The 19,352-nt window shown below is 34.4% G+C and carries 18 protein-coding genes and 2 riboswitches; of the genes, 14 read left to right on the top strand and 4 right to left on the bottom strand.

Annotated elements, in window-relative coordinates; translation table 11 throughout:
* The first annotated feature begins 98 nt into the window (after window positions 1–98).
* Window positions 99–1,430, top strand: a complete 1,332-nt coding sequence (locus Q0516_RS10550) for a sodium-dependent transporter (RefSeq protein ID WP_294467345.1) — start codon at window positions 99–101, stop codon at window positions 1,428–1,430.
* 162 nt (window positions 1,431–1,592) lie between these two features.
* On the opposite strand, the gene Q0516_RS10555 is transcribed toward Q0516_RS10550, so the two are convergent.
* Both Q0516_RS10555 and Q0516_RS10560 read right to left on the bottom strand, forming a co-directional pair.
* A complete protein-coding gene (locus Q0516_RS10555) occupies window positions 1,593–1,763 on the bottom strand; it encodes a hypothetical protein (RefSeq protein WP_294467349.1) in 171 nt (56 codons plus the stop codon).
* A 157-nt stretch (window positions 1,764–1,920) separates the two neighbouring features.
* On the bottom strand, window positions 1,921–2,496 hold the full coding sequence (locus Q0516_RS10560; protein ID WP_294467354.1) for a TetR/AcrR family transcriptional regulator: 576 nt from the start codon (window positions 2,494–2,496) through the stop codon (window positions 1,921–1,923).
* 149 nt (window positions 2,497–2,645) lie between these two features.
* Between Q0516_RS10560 and Q0516_RS10565 the strand changes: the two genes are divergently transcribed.
* The 4 genes from Q0516_RS10565 (at window position 2,646) to Q0516_RS10580 (ending at window position 7,610) form a co-directional block, all read left to right on the top strand.
* On the top strand, window positions 2,646–3,611 hold the full coding sequence (locus tag Q0516_RS10565) for an MMPL family transporter (protein ID WP_294467356.1): 966 nt from the start codon (window positions 2,646–2,648) through the stop codon (window positions 3,609–3,611).
* Between the two features lie 72 nt (window positions 3,612–3,683).
* Window positions 3,684–4,709: an MMPL family transporter gene (locus Q0516_RS10570; RefSeq protein ID WP_294467361.1), complete on the top strand. Its 1,026-nt coding sequence runs from the start codon at window positions 3,684–3,686 to the stop codon at window positions 4,707–4,709.
* Window positions 4,710–4,778: 69 nt separating this feature from the next.
* The gene (locus tag Q0516_RS10575; protein WP_294467364.1) at window positions 4,779–5,780 is read left to right on the top strand and encodes an asparaginase; all 1,002 of its coding nucleotides are present in this window, start codon (window positions 4,779–4,781) and stop codon (window positions 5,778–5,780) included.
* A gap of 191 nt (window positions 5,781–5,971) precedes the next feature.
* A riboswitch (glycine riboswitch) is annotated at window positions 5,972–6,069 on the top strand.
* A 101-nt stretch (window positions 6,070–6,170) separates the two neighbouring features.
* On the top strand, window positions 6,171–7,610 hold the full coding sequence (locus tag Q0516_RS10580) for a sodium:alanine symporter family protein (protein ID WP_294467367.1): 1,440 nt from the start codon (window positions 6,171–6,173) through the stop codon (window positions 7,608–7,610).
* A gap of 38 nt (window positions 7,611–7,648) precedes the next feature.
* On the opposite strand, the gene Q0516_RS10585 is transcribed toward Q0516_RS10580, so the two are convergent.
* Window positions 7,649–8,458, bottom strand: a complete 810-nt coding sequence (locus Q0516_RS10585) for an alpha/beta hydrolase (protein ID WP_294467370.1) — start codon at window positions 8,456–8,458, stop codon at window positions 7,649–7,651.
* 41 nt (window positions 8,459–8,499) lie between these two features.
* A complete protein-coding gene (locus tag Q0516_RS10590) occupies window positions 8,500–8,949 on the bottom strand; it encodes a MarR family transcriptional regulator (RefSeq protein WP_257479926.1) in 450 nt (149 codons plus the stop codon).
* 187 nt (window positions 8,950–9,136) lie between these two features.
* On the opposite strand from Q0516_RS10590, the gene Q0516_RS10595 reads away from it, so the two are divergent.
* The 9 genes from Q0516_RS10595 to Q0516_RS10635 all read left to right on the top strand — a co-directional run bounded on the left by Q0516_RS10595 (window position 9,137) and on the right by Q0516_RS10635 (window position 19,127).
* Window positions 9,137–9,736: an AAA family ATPase gene (locus Q0516_RS10595; protein ID WP_257479927.1), complete on the top strand. Its 600-nt coding sequence runs from the start codon at window positions 9,137–9,139 to the stop codon at window positions 9,734–9,736.
* A 40-nt stretch (window positions 9,737–9,776) separates the two neighbouring features.
* Window positions 9,777–11,105, top strand: a complete 1,329-nt coding sequence (locus Q0516_RS10600) for an MATE family efflux transporter (protein ID WP_257479942.1) — start codon at window positions 9,777–9,779, stop codon at window positions 11,103–11,105.
* A gap of 288 nt (window positions 11,106–11,393) precedes the next feature.
* Window positions 11,394–12,470 (top strand): glycosyltransferase family 2 protein, encoded by a 1,077-nt coding sequence (locus Q0516_RS10605; RefSeq protein ID WP_294467377.1) that lies wholly within the window; start codon window positions 11,394–11,396, stop codon window positions 12,468–12,470.
* Window positions 12,471–12,664: 194 nt separating this feature from the next.
* Window positions 12,665–14,491 (top strand): collagen-like protein, encoded by a 1,827-nt coding sequence (locus Q0516_RS10610; protein ID WP_294467383.1) that lies wholly within the window; start codon window positions 12,665–12,667, stop codon window positions 14,489–14,491.
* A 284-nt stretch (window positions 14,492–14,775) separates the two neighbouring features.
* Window positions 14,776–14,988, top strand: coding sequence for a cold-shock protein (locus Q0516_RS10615; RefSeq protein WP_257479929.1), 213 nt, complete (start codon window positions 14,776–14,778; stop codon window positions 14,986–14,988).
* Between the two features lie 478 nt (window positions 14,989–15,466).
* On the top strand, window positions 15,467–16,219 hold the full coding sequence (locus Q0516_RS10620) for an N-acetyltransferase (protein ID WP_294467395.1): 753 nt from the start codon (window positions 15,467–15,469) through the stop codon (window positions 16,217–16,219).
* Between the two features lie 319 nt (window positions 16,220–16,538).
* A riboswitch (ZMP/ZTP riboswitch) is annotated at window positions 16,539–16,622 on the top strand.
* A 38-nt stretch (window positions 16,623–16,660) separates the two neighbouring features.
* On the top strand, window positions 16,661–17,836 hold the full coding sequence (locus tag Q0516_RS10625; protein WP_294467399.1) for a phosphoribosylaminoimidazolecarboxamide formyltransferase: 1,176 nt from the start codon (window positions 16,661–16,663) through the stop codon (window positions 17,834–17,836).
* Between the two features lie 154 nt (window positions 17,837–17,990).
* Window positions 17,991–18,416, top strand: coding sequence for a hypothetical protein (locus Q0516_RS10630; RefSeq protein ID WP_294467401.1), 426 nt, complete (start codon window positions 17,991–17,993; stop codon window positions 18,414–18,416).
* Between the two features lie 120 nt (window positions 18,417–18,536).
* Window positions 18,537–19,127, top strand: a complete 591-nt coding sequence (locus Q0516_RS10635; RefSeq protein ID WP_294467403.1) for a DNA-3-methyladenine glycosylase — start codon at window positions 18,537–18,539, stop codon at window positions 19,125–19,127.
* The last annotated feature ends 225 nt before the right edge of the window (window positions 19,128–19,352 follow it).

Genomic DNA, 19,352 nt, shown 5'->3' on the forward strand with positions numbered 1-19,352 from the left:
TAAATATTATTTAAAAATGTATATATTTATGATGTTTTACTGTCATTTTTTGTCGGTTTATGTATAATAGATGTTAGTGTAAAATTCGGAGGGCGAAAATGAAAAATAATAACAATCAATGGGCAAGCAAGATCGGTTTCCTGCTGGCGACAGCAGGAGCTGCTATAGGGCTTGGTAATCTATGGAAATTTCCATATTTAATGGGTAAGAACGGAGGATTTCCGTTTCTTCTCGCATATTTATTTTTTATATTGATACTGGGTATACCGGTTATGATAACGGAGATGTCGATAGGACGTATGAGCAGACATAATCCGGTAAGGGCATATGAAATCATAAATCCAAGAGCAAAGATTGTAGGGATACTTGGGGTTTTGTCTGCTTTTTTGATCCTTTCTTACTACAGTGTTATCGGGGGATGGATGTTAAAATACTTCTTTAGCTATCTTACTACATTTAATGCTCCGGAAAGCTTTGAAGCGTTTATTTCAAGTCCCGTTGAGCCTATCATTTGGCATTTTATATTCATGCTTCTTACGGGAGTGATTTGTTTCTTCGGCGTCAGCGGTATAGAAAAAGCAAGTAAAATAATGATGCCTACGTTATTTGTTTTGATAATTATAGTTATCATAAGGGGGCTTACTCTTCCGGGAGCGTCTGAGGGGCTTAAATTTATATTTAAACCCAACTTCGGTAACTTTACTTTTGATTCCATAAATACTGCTCTAAGTCAGGTCTTTTATTCTCTCAGTTTATGTATGGGGATAACCATTACTTACGGAAGTTATTTATCAAAAAAAGAGAACATAGAAAAGAGCTGCCTCAATGTTGCTTTGCTTGACACATGTATGGCTATACTTGCAGGTATAGCGATTTTTCCTGCGGTTTTTTCATTCGGACTTGAACCCGGACAGGGACCGAGCCTTATATTCGGGACTCTTCCCAAAGTGTTCGCTTCCATGAGCGGGGGGAGCATATTCGCACTTTTATTTTTCCTTATAATGTTTTTTGCGGCTCTTACCAGTGCAATTGCACTTTTAGAAGTAAGCACTTCTTTTACTATAGACAGTCTTAAATGGGATAGAAAGAAATCAATAGGTATTTTGACTGTAGTGATATTCTTCCTTGGGATATTCTCTTCGCTGTCTTTCGGTCCTTTGGCTGATGTAAGTATACTGGGCTACACATTTTTTGATTTTATAGGTATGATAACCGATAACATACTTCTTCCTTTAGGGGGTATATTTATGTGTTATTATGTAGGCTGGAAATGGGATACGACTAAACTGATAGACGAAATGGAAGCTTCGGGACATCCTTTTAAGCTTAAAAAGATATGGCTTTTCTGCATTAGATATATAACCCCTGTTCTTGTATTGATAGTTACTGTTACCGGATTTATAAATATATATACAAAAATCATAGGATAAATCAATGGAGATTACATTATAAACCGTATATTGGATATATTTTATTTATTTTAAGGGATAATAATATAATAAAATTAAAATTTTTATTAAAAAGGACGAAATCAGATAAGATACTCATAGTATTTGTTTTTATATAAATATAAGCTTATCATTATATAAATTTTAACCGGGTATAACTTCTGTTGTATCCGGTCTGTGGTATTCGTACAGTGTTGTTTCTATCGTGTGATTTTGTGATATACTTGCCGTTGTTCTTATAGGTAAAATACTTTCGTTCCTTCTTGATATGTATTCTATTATTGTGACAGCAATAATAACGGGAGTCGTTGTCAATTTTTATACCGAAATCAATAAATTTCAAAGGATAGAAACTCTTGCGGTTTTCATTCATAAATTTGAAATATTTCACGAACTTTTACAGGCTGAGCCGGAAGAAAATTAAAAAATCAAAGATTTGAGATAGATATAAATATGTGTTTATTTTATATATTTATTTTTTTAAAGCATCTATTCCTTTAAGTATGATATCTTCTGTGATTAAAGCCATTTCTTTCGGGGGTCTTTTCATATCGGAAAATAACCAATTTTCTATTATACCGATACTTCCGGATATTATAAATTCATAATAATCTTCATATAAATCGTTATTTTCTTTGGTAAGAAAATAATCCCAGTCTTTAAAACATTTTTCTCTGAGTATATTTTTTAGCTTGTTTATAAAATTATAATTTCTGTTTTTGCCCAGGATTAATTTTCCGAATTCAACGTTTTCACTTAAAAATATGAAGATATCTTTAAGAAGTTCAAAGGGTTTTCCATTTAATTCCATTGCCTGATGAGATTGTAAAATATCATAAAAATCATCGATCATTTCATTTTCAGTATTTTCCAAAAGGTCATATATATCTTTATAATGCAAATAAAAGGTCCCTCTGTTTATATCCACATAATCAGTCAGTTCCTTAACTGTGATTTTTTCTATGCTTTTTTTGTCAAGTAATTCCAAGAGTCCGTTTTTTAAGAGTTTTTTTGTTTTTATTACACTTCTGTTATTTGATTTATTCATATTAAAATATCCTTTCTATAAACTAAAAATAAATATTTGTTGATTATTAGTCATATGAGTAAATATTAATTATTGTATCGATTGACTATTTTTCTTATAATAACATAAATAATAAAATATACAAGTGTTCATTTCAAGGAGACTATAATATGAATAAATATACAAATTTTATAATTTCACATAAAAAATTAGTAATTGGCATCTTTTTTATATCAGCTTTGTTATGTGCATTTTTATCTACCAAAGTCGGTGTAAATTATAATTTTGCGGATTATTTACCGGATGATGCTGCTTCGACCAAGGCACTCAATGTTATGGAGGATGAGTATAAGCAAAATGTTCCAAACATGAGAGTTATGATAAATGATGTTTCAATAGCAGATGCATTGGAATATAAAGATAAAATCGAAAATGTAGAAGGGGTTGAAGAAGTAATTTGGCTGGATGATAAGTTTAATATTTCCGCTCCTATGGAAATGGCCGATGATAAATTGATCAATGAATGGTATAAGGATAAAAATGCTCTTTACTCTATTACTTTAAGTGAGGATAAAAAAGCAGAAGCCGTTGAAGATATCAGAGATATCATAGGCAGTGACAATGCAATGTCCGGTACTGCCGTTACTGATGTTCTTTCTCCCGTTAATACATCAAAAGATATAATGAAAATAATTATCTTTGTAATACCTATTGTTTTTGTTCTATTGATATTTGCTACAAATTCTTGGTTTGAATCCGTATTATTTATGATAACCATAGGGGTTGCGATAATAATTAACAGAGGTACGAACTTGATGTTCGGAACTATTTCCTTTGTAACAAATGCAGCGGGAAGTATACTTCAGCTTGCAGTATCTATGGATTATTCTATATTTTTGCTTCATAGATTTGGTGAAAACAGAGATAATGGGATGAATGTAGAATATGCTATGGTCAATGCCGTTAAGCAATCTCTAAGTTCTGTGCTATCCAGCGGACTTACGACGGTTACGGGATTTGCTGCATTGATTTTAATGAGATTTAAAATAGGTCCCGATATGGGATGGGTCATGGTAAAGGCTATTCTAATCAGTTTGATATGCGTCCTTTGTTTCCTTCCCGCTCTTTCCATTTAAACTTATAAATTAATAGACAAAACTCCGCATAGGGCTTTTTATCCTGATTTCACAAAACTTATTAAATTTATTATGAGGCTTCGTATACCTGCATTGACGTTATTGCTTATTATTATGGTACCGTGTATTTTTGCTCAAAATAACAATAAATTTTATTACGGAGCAAGTGAAATATATAAAACAAACGCTATACAAATGGGAAAAGATACAAATGCTATAAACACCAAATACGGACAGTCTACTCCTGTGGTTGTTATGGTACCGAAGGACAGTACAAATAAAGAAGTTGCTTTAAGTAATGAGTTTAAAAAATTAAATTATGTAAGTTCTGTAGTCAGTTATGTAAATACATTGGATGCTTCAATACCTTATGAAATTTTACCTAACAATCAATCTGAAAAGCTTTATTCAACTAATTACAGTCGTTTCGTTTTAACTTTGTTTATTGGTGAAGAAATAGACGGTTGGGATAGTAAGATAGATGATATACAAAAAATAAGTAAAAAATATTATGATGATAAAGCTTTGATAGCGGGAGATTTGGTCAGCACCAAGGATTTGAAGACTACCATAATGCAGGATAATATAAGAGTAAATATTTTAGCGGTTGGTTTTGTATTTATTATACTGCTTATTAATTTCAAATCATTAAGCCTTCCCGTTATCCTAACATTTATAATAGAGGCTTCGATTTGGATTAATTTGGCTATACCAGCTTTTACGAATACGACCTTGCATTATATTTCATATTTAATAATTAGTTCGGTACAGCTTGGAGCAACAATAGATTATGCCATTTTACTAACTAACAGATATATGGTCATGAGAAAAGATATGTCTAAAGAAAAAGCGGCCTTTAATAGTATCAAATCTTGTATATTATCGATTATTACGTCAGCTTCCATTTTGGCTGTTGCGGGAATTATTTTAGGTATATTTTCAACAAATCTGGTGCTGAGTCAGCTTGGTACTTTGATAGGACGAGGTGCTATTCTTTCATTTTTACTTGTTTTAGTTATTTTACCTGCTGTTCTTGTTGTTTTTGATAAAATAATACAAAAGACTTCTTATAATGTTGGTTTTTATGAGCAAAAATAATAATATAAATTGATCAGGAATATTGTTTTTAAATACGTCTATAATAAATGAAAAACAAGGATCAAATAAATGAAAAAAATACTTCTTATTGCAACCGGAGGCACCATTGCTTCCATAAAGACAAAAAACGGAATGAAACCAAATACTTCCTCGGAGGAACTTATATCTTATATCCCCGAAATAAAAGATATATGTGATGTGGATTATATACAGCTTTTTAATGTCGACTCCACAAACATCCAGCCCGAGCACTGGATAAAAATAGTAAATTGCATAAAAGAAAAATATGAAGAATATGACGGATTTATAATAACTCACGGCACCGATACTATGGCGTATACTTCGTCGGCTGTTTCATATTTAATTCAAAATCCTAAAAAGCCTGTTATACTCACAGGTTCGCAAAAACCGATAAATGCTGATATCACTGACGCAAAGAAAAATTTGATAGATAGTTTTACTTTCGCATGTGATGATGATATTCACGGAGTATATCTCGTATTCAACGGAAAAGCGATAGTTGGTACGAGAGCGAGAAAATTACGCTCAAAGAGCTATAATGCCTTTGAAAGTATAAATTATCCTGTTGCGGCTTTTATAGATGAAAATAGGATAATAAAGTATGTCGAAAAGGAAAGAAAAGAGAGTGATATAGTTTTCCATACAACCATTGATTCAAGAGTTTTTCTGCTTAAGTTGATACCGGGAATGGAGCCTGATATACTTGATTATATCTCAGATAATTATGACGTTATCGTAATCGAAGGGTATGGGGTAGGCGGACTGCCTTTTCACGATAAAAGAAACTTTTTTGATAAACTTCAAATGATTACCAAAAAGGGAAAGATAATAATTCTTTCAACTCAGGTAATGCTTGAAGGCAGTGATGCAAAACTGTATGAAGTCGGGCATAAGACAGTTTCAAATTATAACGTACTGGAAGCGTATGATATGACTACGGAATCGGTGGTTGTAAAGCTCATGTGGATAACCAGTCTTACAAAAGATTTTAATGAGATAAAGAAGTTATTTTATAAAAAAATAAATCATGATATTTTAAGAATAGATTGATATTAAGAGTAAGGAAATAAATCCTTTCTTTTTTTATAAATTTTTTTGTAATTTATTGTCATTTTGTGTATAATAAAACAGGTGTATAAAAATCAAATAATAATTAAGCAAAAGAAGTTCGTAGGAAAGTAGGTCAGACCTTACCGAAGGAGTAAAACTCTCAGGTGTCCATTAGGATAAGGACTATGAACGGATGTGGCTCTGGAGAATCTCTAAGGAGTGCCGAAGGTGCAAGATGTAATATTTAAAATTACATTAATCTCTCAGGCAAAAGGACAGAGTATAATAATATTATTTTTATATTAAATAATGTTTATTATTCGGAGCTGAGTATGATTATATTTAGCTCTTTTTTTATCTTTTGTTTTAAAAACAGAAAGGATCAAAATTATGTGGGGAATTATTAATACATTTTTGACAAAGGTTGATGACCTTGTATGGGGCACGCCTCTTATTATACTTATTTTGGCGGGAGGGATTTTGCTGACTGTAAGGCTTGGTTTTTTACAGCTTCGTAAACTTCCTTTGGCTTTAAAATATATGGTTAAGAATGAAGAGGGAGGAGACGGTGAGGTTACATCTTTTGCTGCTTTGTGTACCGCTCTTTCCGCAACTATCGGAACGGGGAATATAGTGGGAGTTGCTACGGCGATAGCTGCCGGGGGACCCGGGGCATTATTCTGGATGGAAATAGCTGCATTCTTCGGAATGGCGACAAAGTATGCGGAAGGTCTTCTTGCTGTTAAGTATAGAGTGATAAGTAAGGATAACCATACTTTGGGAGGACCTTTTTACTATATCGAGCATGGTATGGGAAAGAACTGGAAGTGGCTTGCAAAGATATTTGCTTTCTTTGGTGTGTGCGTAGGTCTTTTCGGGATCGGTACGTTCTCTCAGGTAAATGGGATAACTTCTGCTGTTAAAAACTTCTTTGACCCTAACATGTCATGGAGCGTTACTATCCCTCATATCGGTACATATTCATGGGCGGTTATAATTGCATCCTTTATACTTAGTATTTGTGTTGCACTTGTACTTATCGGAGGTATCAAACGTATAGCTAATGTTTCTCAGATAATCGTTCCTTTTATGGCGGTTATTTATATTGCGATATGTGTAGTGCTTATGATATACAATGCTTCTGCAATCCCGGGAGCGATCAAAGTGATTGTTCAAGGGGCATTTAATCCTTCTGCGATTACCGGCGGGGTGGTCGGAAGTATGATAATAGCTATGCAAAAGGGAGTTGCCAGAGGTATATTTTCAAACGAGGCGGGACTTGGTTCCGCTCCTATAGCAGCAGCTGCGGCTCAGACAAAAGAACCTGTCCGTCAGGGGCTTGTTTCCATGACCGGTACATTCATAGATACTATACTGATTTGTACCATGACGGGACTTTCCATAGTAATAACGGGAGCATGGCAGGTAAGCGGCTTGGAGGGGGTAGGTGTCACTACTTATGCTTTTAACCAGGGACTTCCTCTGCCTGCACAGGTATCGTCATTTATTTTGATGATGTGTTTGGTGTTCTTTGCTTTTACTACAATATTAGGCTGGGATTACTACTCCGAAAGATGTCTTGAATACTTATCGGGAGGTAAAGTAAAATATATCAAAGCTTTCAGATGGCTATATATCTTTGCTGTATTTATAGGACCTTATATGACCGTTAAAGCTGTATGGACTATAGCGGATATATTCAACGGGCTTATGGCTCTGCCTAATATGATTGCACTGTTCACACTTAGCGGAGTCGTTGTATATGAAACCAAGAAATATTTTATTAGAAGAAAGCACAGAGAAAATAGAAAGAAGAAGCAGTCAGCCTAAAATTAAAATAAGAAAGAGTTCCTTTAGGGGAACTCTTTTTAACTTCTAAGATAATTTAACAACTGCTGATTGAATTTTTTTAACTCGTCGTAAAAAATACCATGTCCGCTGTTTTCAAATGTAAATAACTTTGAACCTCTTATATATTCGTGCTGGATAACGCCAAGTTCGTACGGCACTATATCATCTTTTTTACCATGAAATATTCCTGTTGGGATGCGTACACTGCATAAGTCTTCCATTCCGCGTTCGTCTCTTAGTGAATATCCGGTCTCTACAGTACCTATACCTGAAGCCGAAAGAGAAATATCATAAAACCAATTTTTTATTTCTTCGCTGTGGGGTCTGTAAAATAGTTTTTCACTGAAGTTCTTTGAAAATTTTGCTCTGTCTGTTTTTGCCAGTCTTATCAGTTCATCTACGGAATCTCTGCTTACTCCGTAAGGAAATCCTTCAAAGCTCGTGAAGCTTGGAGCAGCAGCTCCAAGGAGTATCAATTTCTCAACTCCGTATCCGTAATAATTATTCATATATCTTAATACTATTGCTCCTCCCATAGAAAATCCGATAAGAGTGAAATAGTGTAAATTTAATTTGCATACCACTTTATATATATCTCTTGCCAATGTGTCGTAATCATATCCCCATGCCGGAGCGTCAGAGTTTCCAAAGCCTCTTAAGTCAAGAGTTATTACTCTATATCCGCATTCCACGAGAAAGCGTTTTTGATATTCGAATATTTTATTTGATAAGGGCCAGCCGTGTATCATCAGTACGGTCTTACATGCATCAGGGTTTAGATCATAAACCGCGATTTTTACATTGTTTTCTACTTTTACATAAAACATTAAAAACTCCTTTCACACTATTGTATGAAAGGAGCATTGATTTAGTTATCGCACCTGTAGAAAAAACTTCCTGCATTGATGGTTGCTTTTTTAATTAAATCAAAAAAAATCAGTTTTTCTATATCCGTAAAATCTTTTGTGATTTCACCAAACCAGTTTTGTTCTATCCTTTTTAATTTTGGATATATTTTATATGATTTATCGGTGGGTTTTATATACGTGGATCTGTTGTCGGTTTTATTGTTTGTTTTTATTATATATCCTTCGCTTTCAAGTTTTACCATCATCTTTGCGACGGTACTTTTATCAATGTCCAAAAATCTGCAGAACTCATTTTGTATGATTTCCCCATTTTCGCAGAGTATTTTTATAAACGGTACCTGCCCTCCTGTTATATCCAAATTTTTCACTTGTTCGTTTACATACATCTGAGATTTCCTATGTAGTTTTGAAGTGTATTTTATTATATTGAATTTTGTTTTTTCTTTCATGGTTGGCTCCAAATAATAGTTTCCTTTGCAACTTTTATATTATAATCATAATTCTAAAAAGTCAAGAAATATTATCTTTGCTTGTTGACAAATATGTCATATTAGCTTAAAATTAGTCTAAAGCAGTAGAAATAGCTGTTTTTTTGTTTATAACATTAGTTGCAATACCAACATTAGGAGGTAGATTATGAGAAGTTATGTTATTACCATAGGAAGAGAGTACGGCTCCGGAGGTCGTATAATAGGTAAAAAGCTTGCAGAAATGCTGGATATCCCTTTCTATGATGAAGAACTTATAAATTTAATGGTAAAAGAAACGGGGCTTGCGTCCGATTTTATTAAGAATGTAGAAAATAGAAGACCATTGAGTTTCTTTTATGATACATCTTTCAGTTATGAAAATCTTCCTATTGAAGATCAGGTGAGTGTATCTGAAAGAGATATAGTAAAAAAGATAGCAGATAAAGGTCCATGTGTAATAGTGGGGATGTGTGCTGATTACATTTTAAGACATAAAGAAAACTGCATAAGAGTATTTATCCATGCTCCAAAAGAGGACAGAGTGAGTAGGGTAAAAGAAGTTTATAAGGTAAATGAAAAGAATATAGAAAAATATGTACATAAAACCGACAAGGCGAGAGCGGTTTATTATAACTATCAAACGGACAGGAAATGGAGCAGAGCTCAGAATTACGATTTGGTAATCAATAGTAATCTCGGACTTGATACTTCAGTAAAAATCATCAAAGATTTGGTTGACATAAAGGAGAGTGAATATATTGGCTAGAGAAAAAGAAATAAAAGTAGAAGAAAGAAAAGAAAATAAAATGGGTGTAATGCCCATAAATAAATTGATACTTTCGATGTCTCTTCCTATGATGATATCGATGCTGATACAGGCTTTATATAATATAGTAGACAGTATGTTTGTGGCTCAGATAAGTGAAAATGCACTTACGGCGGTATCCCTTGCTTTTCCCATTCAAAACCTTATGATAGCAGTCGCTGTAGGTACAGGGGTAGGTATCAATGCCTTTTTATCAAAATCCCTTGGGGAGAAAGAATACGATACCGCAAATAAGATTGCGAAGAATGCGATTTTTCTCGCTTTAATGAGTTACTTGGTATTCTTGTTATTTGGTATTTTCGGAGCAAATATGTTCTTTAGGACACAGACGGATATAGCTGATATAGTAAGTCAGGGAACTACTTATCTAAGAGTATGCTGTATCTTGTCATTTGGGGTTTTCTTCCAAATAACATTTGAAAGACTTCTTCAGTCTACGGGTAAGACAATATATAACATGTATACTCAAGGTCTCGGTGCCATTATAAATATTATCTTAGACCCTATAATGATATTCGGATTACTTGGTTTTCCTAAAATGGGAGTTGGAGGAGCAGCTCTCGCTACAGTTATAGGACAGATAGTTGCGGCAATTGCGGGGATATTCTTCAACCATTATAAAAATCATGAAATAGATATAAACTTAAAAGGGTTCAGACCTTCGCTTAATATAATAAAGAAGATATATGCCGTAGGAGTACCTTCCATTATAATGTCTTCCATTGCTTCCGTAATGACATTTGGAATGAATAAGATACTTATAACATTTTCATCTACCGCAACGGCGGTGTTTGGGGTATACTTCAAGCTTCAAAGTTTTATATTCATGCCTGTGTTCGGACTTAATAATGGTATGGTTCCTATAGTATCTTATAATTACGGAGCTAAAAAGAAAGACAGGATTACAAAGACTTTAAAGACCGGCATAGTCTATGCGGTCATTATAATGTTTATAGGATTTTTGATATTTGAATTCCTTCCGGATAAACTATTTATGATATTCAATGCTTCCGATACAATGATGCAGATAGGTGTTCCCGCACTTAGGATAATAGGTATTCACTATCTCATTGCCGGAGTGTCGATTTGTATAATGTCTGTATGTCAGGCTTTGGGCCATGGTATAGCAAGTCTTATAATTTCTGCCGTAAGACAGCTTGTAGTGCTTCTTCCCGTTGCATTCATCCTATCCAAACTTTGGGGGATAAATGCTACATGGTGGGCATTCCCGATAGCCGAAGTAGTCGGTGTAAGTCTATGTATTTACTTTATATATAGGATATATCACAGAGATTTGAAATATCTGTAACAACTTAAATGATAAAACACTCCTTATTGGGGTGTTTTTTATTATTTTATTAATTTTAATTAGTAAGAAATAAATATAAGAGGAAGCACTATAAAATTAAGAACATAATTAAAATAATTATTAAACTCTTGTATTTAAACTATGGAAAATAAATCTTTCTTTACTTTTTGTTTATATTCTTTTTATTTCTTTAAAATATAAAGCTTTGTTTGCTTGATACAGCTAAGTCACAAAAATACTCTTTCTTTCATATTATATATAAATTTGTTTAAAGACGAGGGGATAAGTGTGATTACAATAAGTTTATGTATGATAGTAAAAAACGAAGAAGATGTATTGGATAGATGTTTGGATAGTGTGAAAAACATCGTCGATGAAATAATAATAGTAGACACGGGTTCAAAGGATAAGACAAAGGAAATAGCTTATAAATATACTGATAAGGTATATGATTTTAAATGGACGGATGATTTTTCCCTTGCAAGGAATTTTTCATTTTCCAAAGCCAATAAAGATTTTATCCTATGGCTTGATGCAGATGATGTGATAGAAGAAAAAGACAGGAAAGAATTTATTAAATTAAAAGAAACATTGGATAAAAACACCGATGTGGTAATGATGAAATATAACACTTCTTTTGACAGTGAAGGGAATGTTATATTTTCTTATTATAGAGAAAGACTTCTTAAAAACGTTCATAGAGATCTATGGAAGGGAGCGGTGCATGAGGCTATAGCTCCATACGGTATCACCCTTCATTCGAATATCGCCGTAACTCATAGAAAATTAAAAGTTTCTGACCCGGATAGGAATTTGAGGATATTCGAAAAGATGATTAAAGAAGGAGCAGAGTTAAATCCGAGAGAGCTGTTTTATTATTCCAGAGAGCTATATTATCATGAAAAATATCATGAAGCGATAGGGATGTTTCAGAAATTTTTATCTTTAAAGGATGGTTTTCTTGAAAATAAAATAGATGCGGCAAGGCTTCTTTATAAATGTTATGATAAAGTCGGGCAAGATGAACTCGCGGTAGAATCATTATTTAAAAGCTTTAAATATGATATTCCGAGAGCTGAGGTATGCTGCGATTTAGGTTATTATTTTATGACCAAATCAAAATATGATCAGGCTATATATTGGTATAATAGGGCTTTATCATGTGAAAGAAAGGATAGTCTCGGAGGATTTGTTTTGGAGGACTGTTACAATTATATTCCCTTGATACAGCTTTGTGTATGTTATGACAAAATCGGTAACATAAAACTCGCAAATGAATATAATGAATTAGCAGGCTTATTTAAACCTGCTTCAAAGGAATACAAACTTAATAAAAAGTATTTTAAAGACAAACTTAATAAGTAAGTTTACTTTCTTATATGAATGGATCAATAATAAATAAGTTAAATATATGGTTTTATAACAGTAATTAAAAGAATAATTCAAATAATTTTTGAGGCTCACTATATATTGTAACTAATAGATTAAAAGTATTTGTAATATTAATATTATATAAGTTTATGTTCTCATATAAGTAAATTAAGGAGTGATATAATTTAATGTATGATTTTGATTTTGATAGCTTTCTAGAAGGCAGAAACAATGATATGAATAGAAATTATAGCTGTCATGAAAGCGAAAATTCATGTAATATGGAACCCGACGATTACTATCCGAGCGATTATGATTATGACTGCGGATGTAACCCCGAGCCGGGATGTCCTTGTCCTCCACCACCTCCGGATCCCGGATGCTGTGTGACGGGTCCAACCGGTCCGAGAGGACCTAGAGGATGCCCCGGACCTATGGGTCCTACAGGAAGTCCCGGACCACAAGGACCAAGAGGCTTTAGAGGAGCTACGGGTGCAACAGGCGTCCAAGGACCTCAGGGACCTCAAGGTGTACAAGGTCCAACGGGTCCATCAGGAACAGGAGCGACCGGTGCTACAGGAGCAACAGGTCCACAGGGTATTCAGGGAGTTACGGGTCCAACTGGTCCTACAGGGGCAGGTGTGACTGGTCCAACAGGACCTACTGGTATCCAGGGTGCTCAGGGACCACAAGGACCTCAGGGACTAAGAGGTGAAACAGGCGCAACAGGAGCAACAGGTTCTGTCGGTGCAACAGGTGCGACAGGCTCAACAGGGGCACAAGGTCTGGCAGGAGAGATAGGACCAACAGGTCCGACAGGTGCCACGGGTATTGGTATAACAGGTCCAACGGGACCAACCGGAGCAACCGGTGCAGCGGGAGCAACCGGACCAACAGGGGCTACCGGAAGTCAGGGAGCTCAAGGTGAAGTTGGTCCAAGAGGAGCAACCGGTGCCACAGGAGCAACTGGTGCCAGCGTAACCGGAGCTACAGGTATAACAGGTCCAACTGGACCTACGGGTGTAACTGGTGCCACAGGAGCAACCGGTGCCACAGGTATTGGTATAACAGGTCCAACCGGACCAACAGGACCTAGAGGAGCAACAGGTGCTACAGGTCCAACCGGACCAACAGGTCCTAGAGGTTACAGCGGTGATCAAGGTATCGAAGGTGAAAAGGGCGAAAAAGGTGAAGTTGGAGATATAGGTCCAACGGGACCAACCGGAGCAACCGGACCAACAGGTCCTACGGGAGCCACAGGAGCTACAGGGGCAGAAGGAGCACAAGGTTTAGCAGGTGAAATCGGTCCAACAGGACCAACGGGAGCAACAGGAGCTACCGGAGCAACAGGACCAACGGGTCCAACAGGAGCGACAGGAGCAGACGGTGCAGTTGGTCCTACTGGAGCAGATGGCGTTCAAGGTTTGGCAGGAGAAATCGGTCCGACTGGTCCTACCGGTGAAACAGGACCAGAAGGTCCGCAGGGTATCCAGGGTGAAATCGGTCCGACCGGTCCTACCGGTGAAACAGGACCAGAAGGTCCGCAGGGTATTCAAGGTGAAATCGGTCCGACAGGACCAACAGGTGCAGGCGGTCAGCAGGAAGTTGTTGCTGCGGTTAATGAAAACCCTTCAACTTATAACTCATCCGATTTGATAGGTTTTGAAAGAACTACTACTTTAGTTGGAAATAGTTTTTCTCATACTGACGGTTCTCCTGAATTTATAATCAATGAACCGGGACTATATCAGGTATATTATCATCTGACAGCAAGTGCAGGCGGAGCAGGAGTAGTATATCCTTATACTGTTTCATTCTCGGTAGTACAAGACAATACAACAATATACAATGCAGATTCAAGTGCAAGCTTAAAAAGCGATATAGATACAGAGCTTGCAAGTGCAAATTCAATGTTCTACGTTGCAGGTACAACACCTGCCACAGTTTCACTTAGAAATAACAGTAATAATGTAACAATAACCAATTCAATAATGGTAATAATCAAAATAGCATAGTTTTAAAGACTAAAATATACTTTGACCGCATTTATTTTTAAGTGCGGTCAAATAATGCTTTACTTTTGATTTGTTTTATGATATATTAAATACATAGTAAATCACTAAACAGAATGATACATGGTTTTGAGTCATTTTTTAGGTGGCTTGTAATCATGTTTTTTTATTTTCTATAAGAGCAGTAAAAGAATTGTACCAGATGTATGTTCTTAAAATTACAATCTTAAGTTATATAAAAATTCGTGCAGTTTTGGATTTATAAATAATATTAAGGAGGTATCATTATGAACAATGGTACAGTAAAATGGTTTAACCAAGAAAAAGGATATGGATTTATATCTAACGATGAAACAGGAGAAGACGTTTTTGTACATTACAGTGCAATAACAGGTGAAGGTTTCAAAAGCTTAAACGAAGGACAAAAAGTAACTTATGACGTTGAAGCTGATACAAAAAACAAAAGCAGATTTAGAGCTGTTAACGTAGCAGCTTGCTAATAACTTTGATTTTAAAGCAGAACATAATGTTCTGCTTTTTTTATTATAATTTTTAAAAATATTTTTTTTTAAAACCATTTAAATCATTAAAACTATTTGAAAATTAGAATTATGTTATATAAAAGAAAGTTCTATTCATAATAAATGGAATTAAATATTTTAACAATATTAATACTTTGTTTTATATTTGTTTAATTAGAAGAATGTTATTTGATTGTTCATTTCTGTTGATGAGGTTATATAATATAAATTTATTTTCATAAGTTTATATTTATTGCTTATTCTTATTAAATAGTAATTTTTTATCTATTATCTTTTATATCCCAATTATCAAATGACTGAAAAGTCTGAAATTTGTCTATACTTGATTTTGAACTATTAATGTTTATTCTGCTTGTGATTTATGTATTATTACAGTAAAATGAAATATAAGAAATATAAATTATGATTAATATAAACTAAATAAAGTGAGGGAAGAATGAACACCGATTTTATAAACTTAACGGAAGATAATCTTTACGATGAACATTTGTGCTGCATTATTCGTACGAGGAAATTTCATCCCGGTATTGATTCAAAGAGGAAATGGCTTTCTGATAGATTGAAAGAAGGTCATGTTTTTAGGAAATTAAATGAAAAAGCTACTGTTTTTATTGAGTATGCGCCTCTTGAATTATCTTGGGTCCCTATAGTTGGTGATAATTATTATTATATATACTGTTTATGGGTCCTTGGTGAATATAAAGGTAAGGGATATGGCAGGGAGCTGATGGAGTATTGTTTGAATGACGCAAAAGAAAAGGGTAAATCCGGTATATGTATGCTTGGCTCAAAAAGGCAAAAGTCCTGGCTTTCCGATCAGTCCTTTGCAAAGAAGTTTGGTTTTGAAGTTGTGGATACCACTGACAACGGATATGAGCTTTTGGCTATTTCTTTTGACGGGACAGTGCCAAAGTTCGCTCAAAATGCAAAAACAGAGAAAATCGAAAATAAAGAGCTGACAATTTATTATGATATGCAGTGTCCATATGTAGATCAAAAAGTAAATTTTGTAAAAAACTATTGTGAAGAGAATGATGTTCCTTTGTCTTTGATAGAAGTGAATACGCTGAAACAGGCAAAAGAACTTCCTTGTGTATTCAATAACTGGGCTGTGTTTTATAAAGGAAAGTTTGAAACAGTGAACTTACTTTCGGATTCAAATACTTTAAAGAGGATACTAAAAAAATAGATTTGGACTTGTTTTCGGTATTCAAATATTTTATGTTATATTATATGATTTTCATTTATGATATAAGAAGTTTTATTTATTAAGTGATAATTAAGATTTAATCAGCTGTGTCGTTTAATATTAATAATGCAGTACTAATAGGATACAAATAAAATAATTAGAATTATTTAAATAGTATATATCCGTATTATATATAGGGATTATTTATATTGTGATTTATTGAATATACTTATCTTTAAGTTTAAATCAGTTAAGAGGTATCTTTATTATTAAAAAATTTATAAGATATTGACTAAATAAGTAAAAAATGTTATATTCTAATTAGTTATACGACTGACGGAAAAGTGGAGTTTACCACGTGAAGTATAATGATTTTTATAAGCCGACCGTCTGGGCATGAGCCTGGATTGGTGGGCTTTTTTGATTATAAAGGAGTAAGTTATGAAAGAAATAGAATTAAAGTATGGATGTAACCCAAATCAAAAACCGGCAAGAGTGTATATGAAAAATGGAGATTTGCCTATAACGGTATTGAACGGAACACCCGGATATATAAATTTGCTTGATGCATTTAACAGCTATCAGCTGGTAAAAGAGTTGAAAGAAGCGACGGGGCTTGCTTCCGCCGCTTCCTTTAAGCATGTGTCTCCGGCAGGTGCTGCTGTTGGTATGCCTCTCGATGAAAAATTTAAAAAAATGTATTTTGTAGATGATGATATCGAACTAACGGATATTTCCTCTGCTTATATTAGAGCAAGAGGAGCGGACAGGATGTCTTCTTACGGTGATTTTGCCGCATTATCCAATGAATGTGATAAAGCCACTGCAATGTATTTATCTAAGGAAGTTTCCGATGGTATAATTGCACCTTCTTATTCAAAAGAAGCCCTTGAAATACTTAAGAAGAAGAAAAAGGGGAATTACCTTGTTATTCAGATAGATGAAAATTATAAACCTCAAAAGATAGAAACAAAAGAAGTGTTCGGTGTCACATTTGAGCAGGGCAGGAACGATATTAAGATAGATGAAGAAATATTAAAGAATATAGTTACAAAGAATAAAGATATGAGTGAGAATGCAAAGAGAGACTTGATTATATCTCTTATAACTCTTAAGTATACTCAGTCAAATTCAGTATGTTATGTAAAAGACGGACAGGCGATAGGTATAGGGGCCGGACAACAGTCAAGGATACACTGCACCAGACTTGCCGGGAATAAAGCCGACACTTGGTTTTTAAGAAGCCATGATAAAGTATTAAACCTTCCTTTCAAAGAGGGGATAAGGAGAGCGGACAGAGACAATGCTATAGATGTATATATTTCAGAAGAACATGATGATGTTTTAAGAGACGGCAGCTGGGAAAATGTGTTTACTGAGAAACCTGAAGTACTCACTATAGAAGAAAAGAAAGTGTACTTAAAAGAAATGAAAGATGTTTCTCTCGGGTCCGATGCTTTCTTCCCATTTGGAGACAACATAGAAAGAGCATTTAAGAGCGGGGTCAAATATATAGCCGAAGCAGGCGGTTCAATCAGGGACGATAATGTTATCGAAACTTGTGATAAATACGGCTTGGTGATGTCGTTTATCGGCACCAGATTGTTCCACCATTAATATAATATAATTTCCTAAAAACTTCCTAAGGGACAGCCTGGCTTCGGCAGGCTGTTCTTTTATTGGATTGTAATATTAAAAATTTATTAAATACTGTCATATCGTAGAGGATAAGTGATATAATCGCTTTATAGTATTTTTAAAGGAGAGAATAATGAAGAAAATAACGATTTTATTTATGTGTGCATTTATGTCGATCGGTATCTTTTCCGGGTGCGGAGCCAATGATAGATCACATCATTCAAATTCATCAAAGTACAAAAATCATGTGAATATCATAGAAGATGATAATATCGCTGCAGTTCAGGATGACAACGAACTTGAAATCAGATTAAGTGATTTTAAAGGAAAGAAAGAATATAAATTAAATCTAAATGATAATGCGGATATTAATGTGGACTATAATTTAAATAAAGGATCTTTAAGGTTTACTTTAAAAAAGGATAACGGGCTTGAACACTTTAGTGCTGATTTGTATAAATCAAAAGAATATACCTTTCAAGTAGGAAGCAAAGGGACTTATACTTTAATCATCGAAGGGAAAAATGTAAGCGGTAAAGTCGAATTAGAGGTCAATTAGATATTATTATAAAGTAAGTAACAATCAAATATGATATAGAATAATCGGTATAATCCGATTATTTTTATTGATTAAAAGTAATTTTAAGGATAAAATACCTATATAAATAATGAGGTTGATATGAAATTAAAAAGAAATTTTTATTTAAATGACAGTGTTAAGGTTGCAAGGGATTTACTTGGAAAAGTCTTTGTACATGAGACTACAGAGGGAATTACGAAAGGGATTATCGTAGAGACCGAAGCCTACAACGGTGCTATAGATAAAGCAAGTCATTCTTATAAATATAAAAGAACGAAGAGGACAGAGATACAATTTGGATTAGGCGGGCATGCATATGTTTATTTTATATATGGAATGCATTTTAATATAAATATCGTAACGGGAACGGAAGGAGAACCTCAGGGGGTGTTAATAAGAGGGATTCAGCCGACTTATGGGATAGATTTGATGAAGGAAAGGCGGAAGACCGATAACTTAAGTAATCTTACTAATGGTCCCGCTAAACTTTGTCAGGCTATGGGAATAACAAAAGAGCAGTACGGAATGGATCTGTGTAATTCAAATCTTTATATTGAAGAGGGAATAACTATCGAAGATAAAGATGTAGATATAACAAAGAGAATAAATATAGATTATGCCGGGGAGGACAAAGATAGGCTTTGGAGGTTTACTATTCGGGCAGGAGCCCGAAGGCTTCTTTTAAAATAGATTTTTCTTTAAGGGGCGCTGTCCCTTACACCCACATTAGGGGTTCCACCCCTAAAACCCCGGCACTTTTTTGAAGATAAAAAAGTACCAAAAAATCTCCGCTCAAGCCGCGGTGACTTATAGCGACTGGATTTACTCAGAAAATCTGCCCGATTTTCTGGTAACAGTCGCTTTCCTACCTCTTTAAATGTAAGTTGTTAGTTTTAAAATAAGATAAAACTTTTT

It is taken from the genome of uncultured Anaerofustis sp. (genome assembly GCF_938029165.1).
In the GTDB taxonomy this organism is placed as follows: domain Bacteria; phylum Bacillota; class Clostridia; order Eubacteriales; family Anaerofustaceae; genus Anaerofustis.

Bases quoted from the DNA above. Each gene is read 5' to 3' on its own strand.
- Q0516_RS10625 (WP_294467399.1), top strand. From the start codon at position 16,661: ATGAAAGAAATAGAATTAAAGTATGGATGTAACCCAAATCAAAAACCG.
- Q0516_RS10595 (WP_257479927.1), top strand. From the start codon at position 9,137: ATGAGAAGTTATGTTATTACCATAGGAAGAGAGTACGGCTCCGGAGGT.
- Q0516_RS10610 (WP_294467383.1), top strand. From the start codon at position 12,665: ATGTATGATTTTGATTTTGATAGCTTTCTAGAAGGCAGAAACAATGAT.
- Q0516_RS10560 (WP_294467354.1), bottom strand. From the start codon at position 2,496: ATGAATAAATCAAATAACAGAAGTGTAATAAAAACAAAAAAACTCTTA.
- Q0516_RS10550 (WP_294467345.1), top strand. From the start codon at position 99: ATGAAAAATAATAACAATCAATGGGCAAGCAAGATCGGTTTCCTGCTG.
- Q0516_RS10585 (WP_294467370.1), bottom strand. From the start codon at position 8,458: ATGTTTTATGTAAAAGTAGAAAACAATGTAAAAATCGCGGTTTATGAT.
- Q0516_RS10600 (WP_257479942.1), top strand. From the start codon at position 9,777: ATGGGTGTAATGCCCATAAATAAATTGATACTTTCGATGTCTCTTCCT.
- Q0516_RS10620 (WP_294467395.1), top strand. From the start codon at position 15,467: ATGAACACCGATTTTATAAACTTAACGGAAGATAATCTTTACGATGAA.
- Q0516_RS10575 (WP_294467364.1), top strand. From the start codon at position 4,779: ATGAAAAAAATACTTCTTATTGCAACCGGAGGCACCATTGCTTCCATA.
- Q0516_RS10570 (WP_294467361.1), top strand. From the start codon at position 3,684: ATGAGGCTTCGTATACCTGCATTGACGTTATTGCTTATTATTATGGTA.
- Q0516_RS10630 (WP_294467401.1), top strand. From the start codon at position 17,991: ATGAAGAAAATAACGATTTTATTTATGTGTGCATTTATGTCGATCGGT.
- Q0516_RS10580 (WP_294467367.1), top strand. From the start codon at position 6,171: ATGTGGGGAATTATTAATACATTTTTGACAAAGGTTGATGACCTTGTA.
- Q0516_RS10565 (WP_294467356.1), top strand. From the start codon at position 2,646: ATGAATAAATATACAAATTTTATAATTTCACATAAAAAATTAGTAATT.
- Q0516_RS10615 (WP_257479929.1), top strand. From the start codon at position 14,776: ATGAACAATGGTACAGTAAAATGGTTTAACCAAGAAAAAGGATATGGA.
- Q0516_RS10635 (WP_294467403.1), top strand. From the start codon at position 18,537: ATGAAATTAAAAAGAAATTTTTATTTAAATGACAGTGTTAAGGTTGCA.
- Q0516_RS10590 (WP_257479926.1), bottom strand. From the start codon at position 8,949: ATGAAAGAAAAAACAAAATTCAATATAATAAAATACACTTCAAAACTA.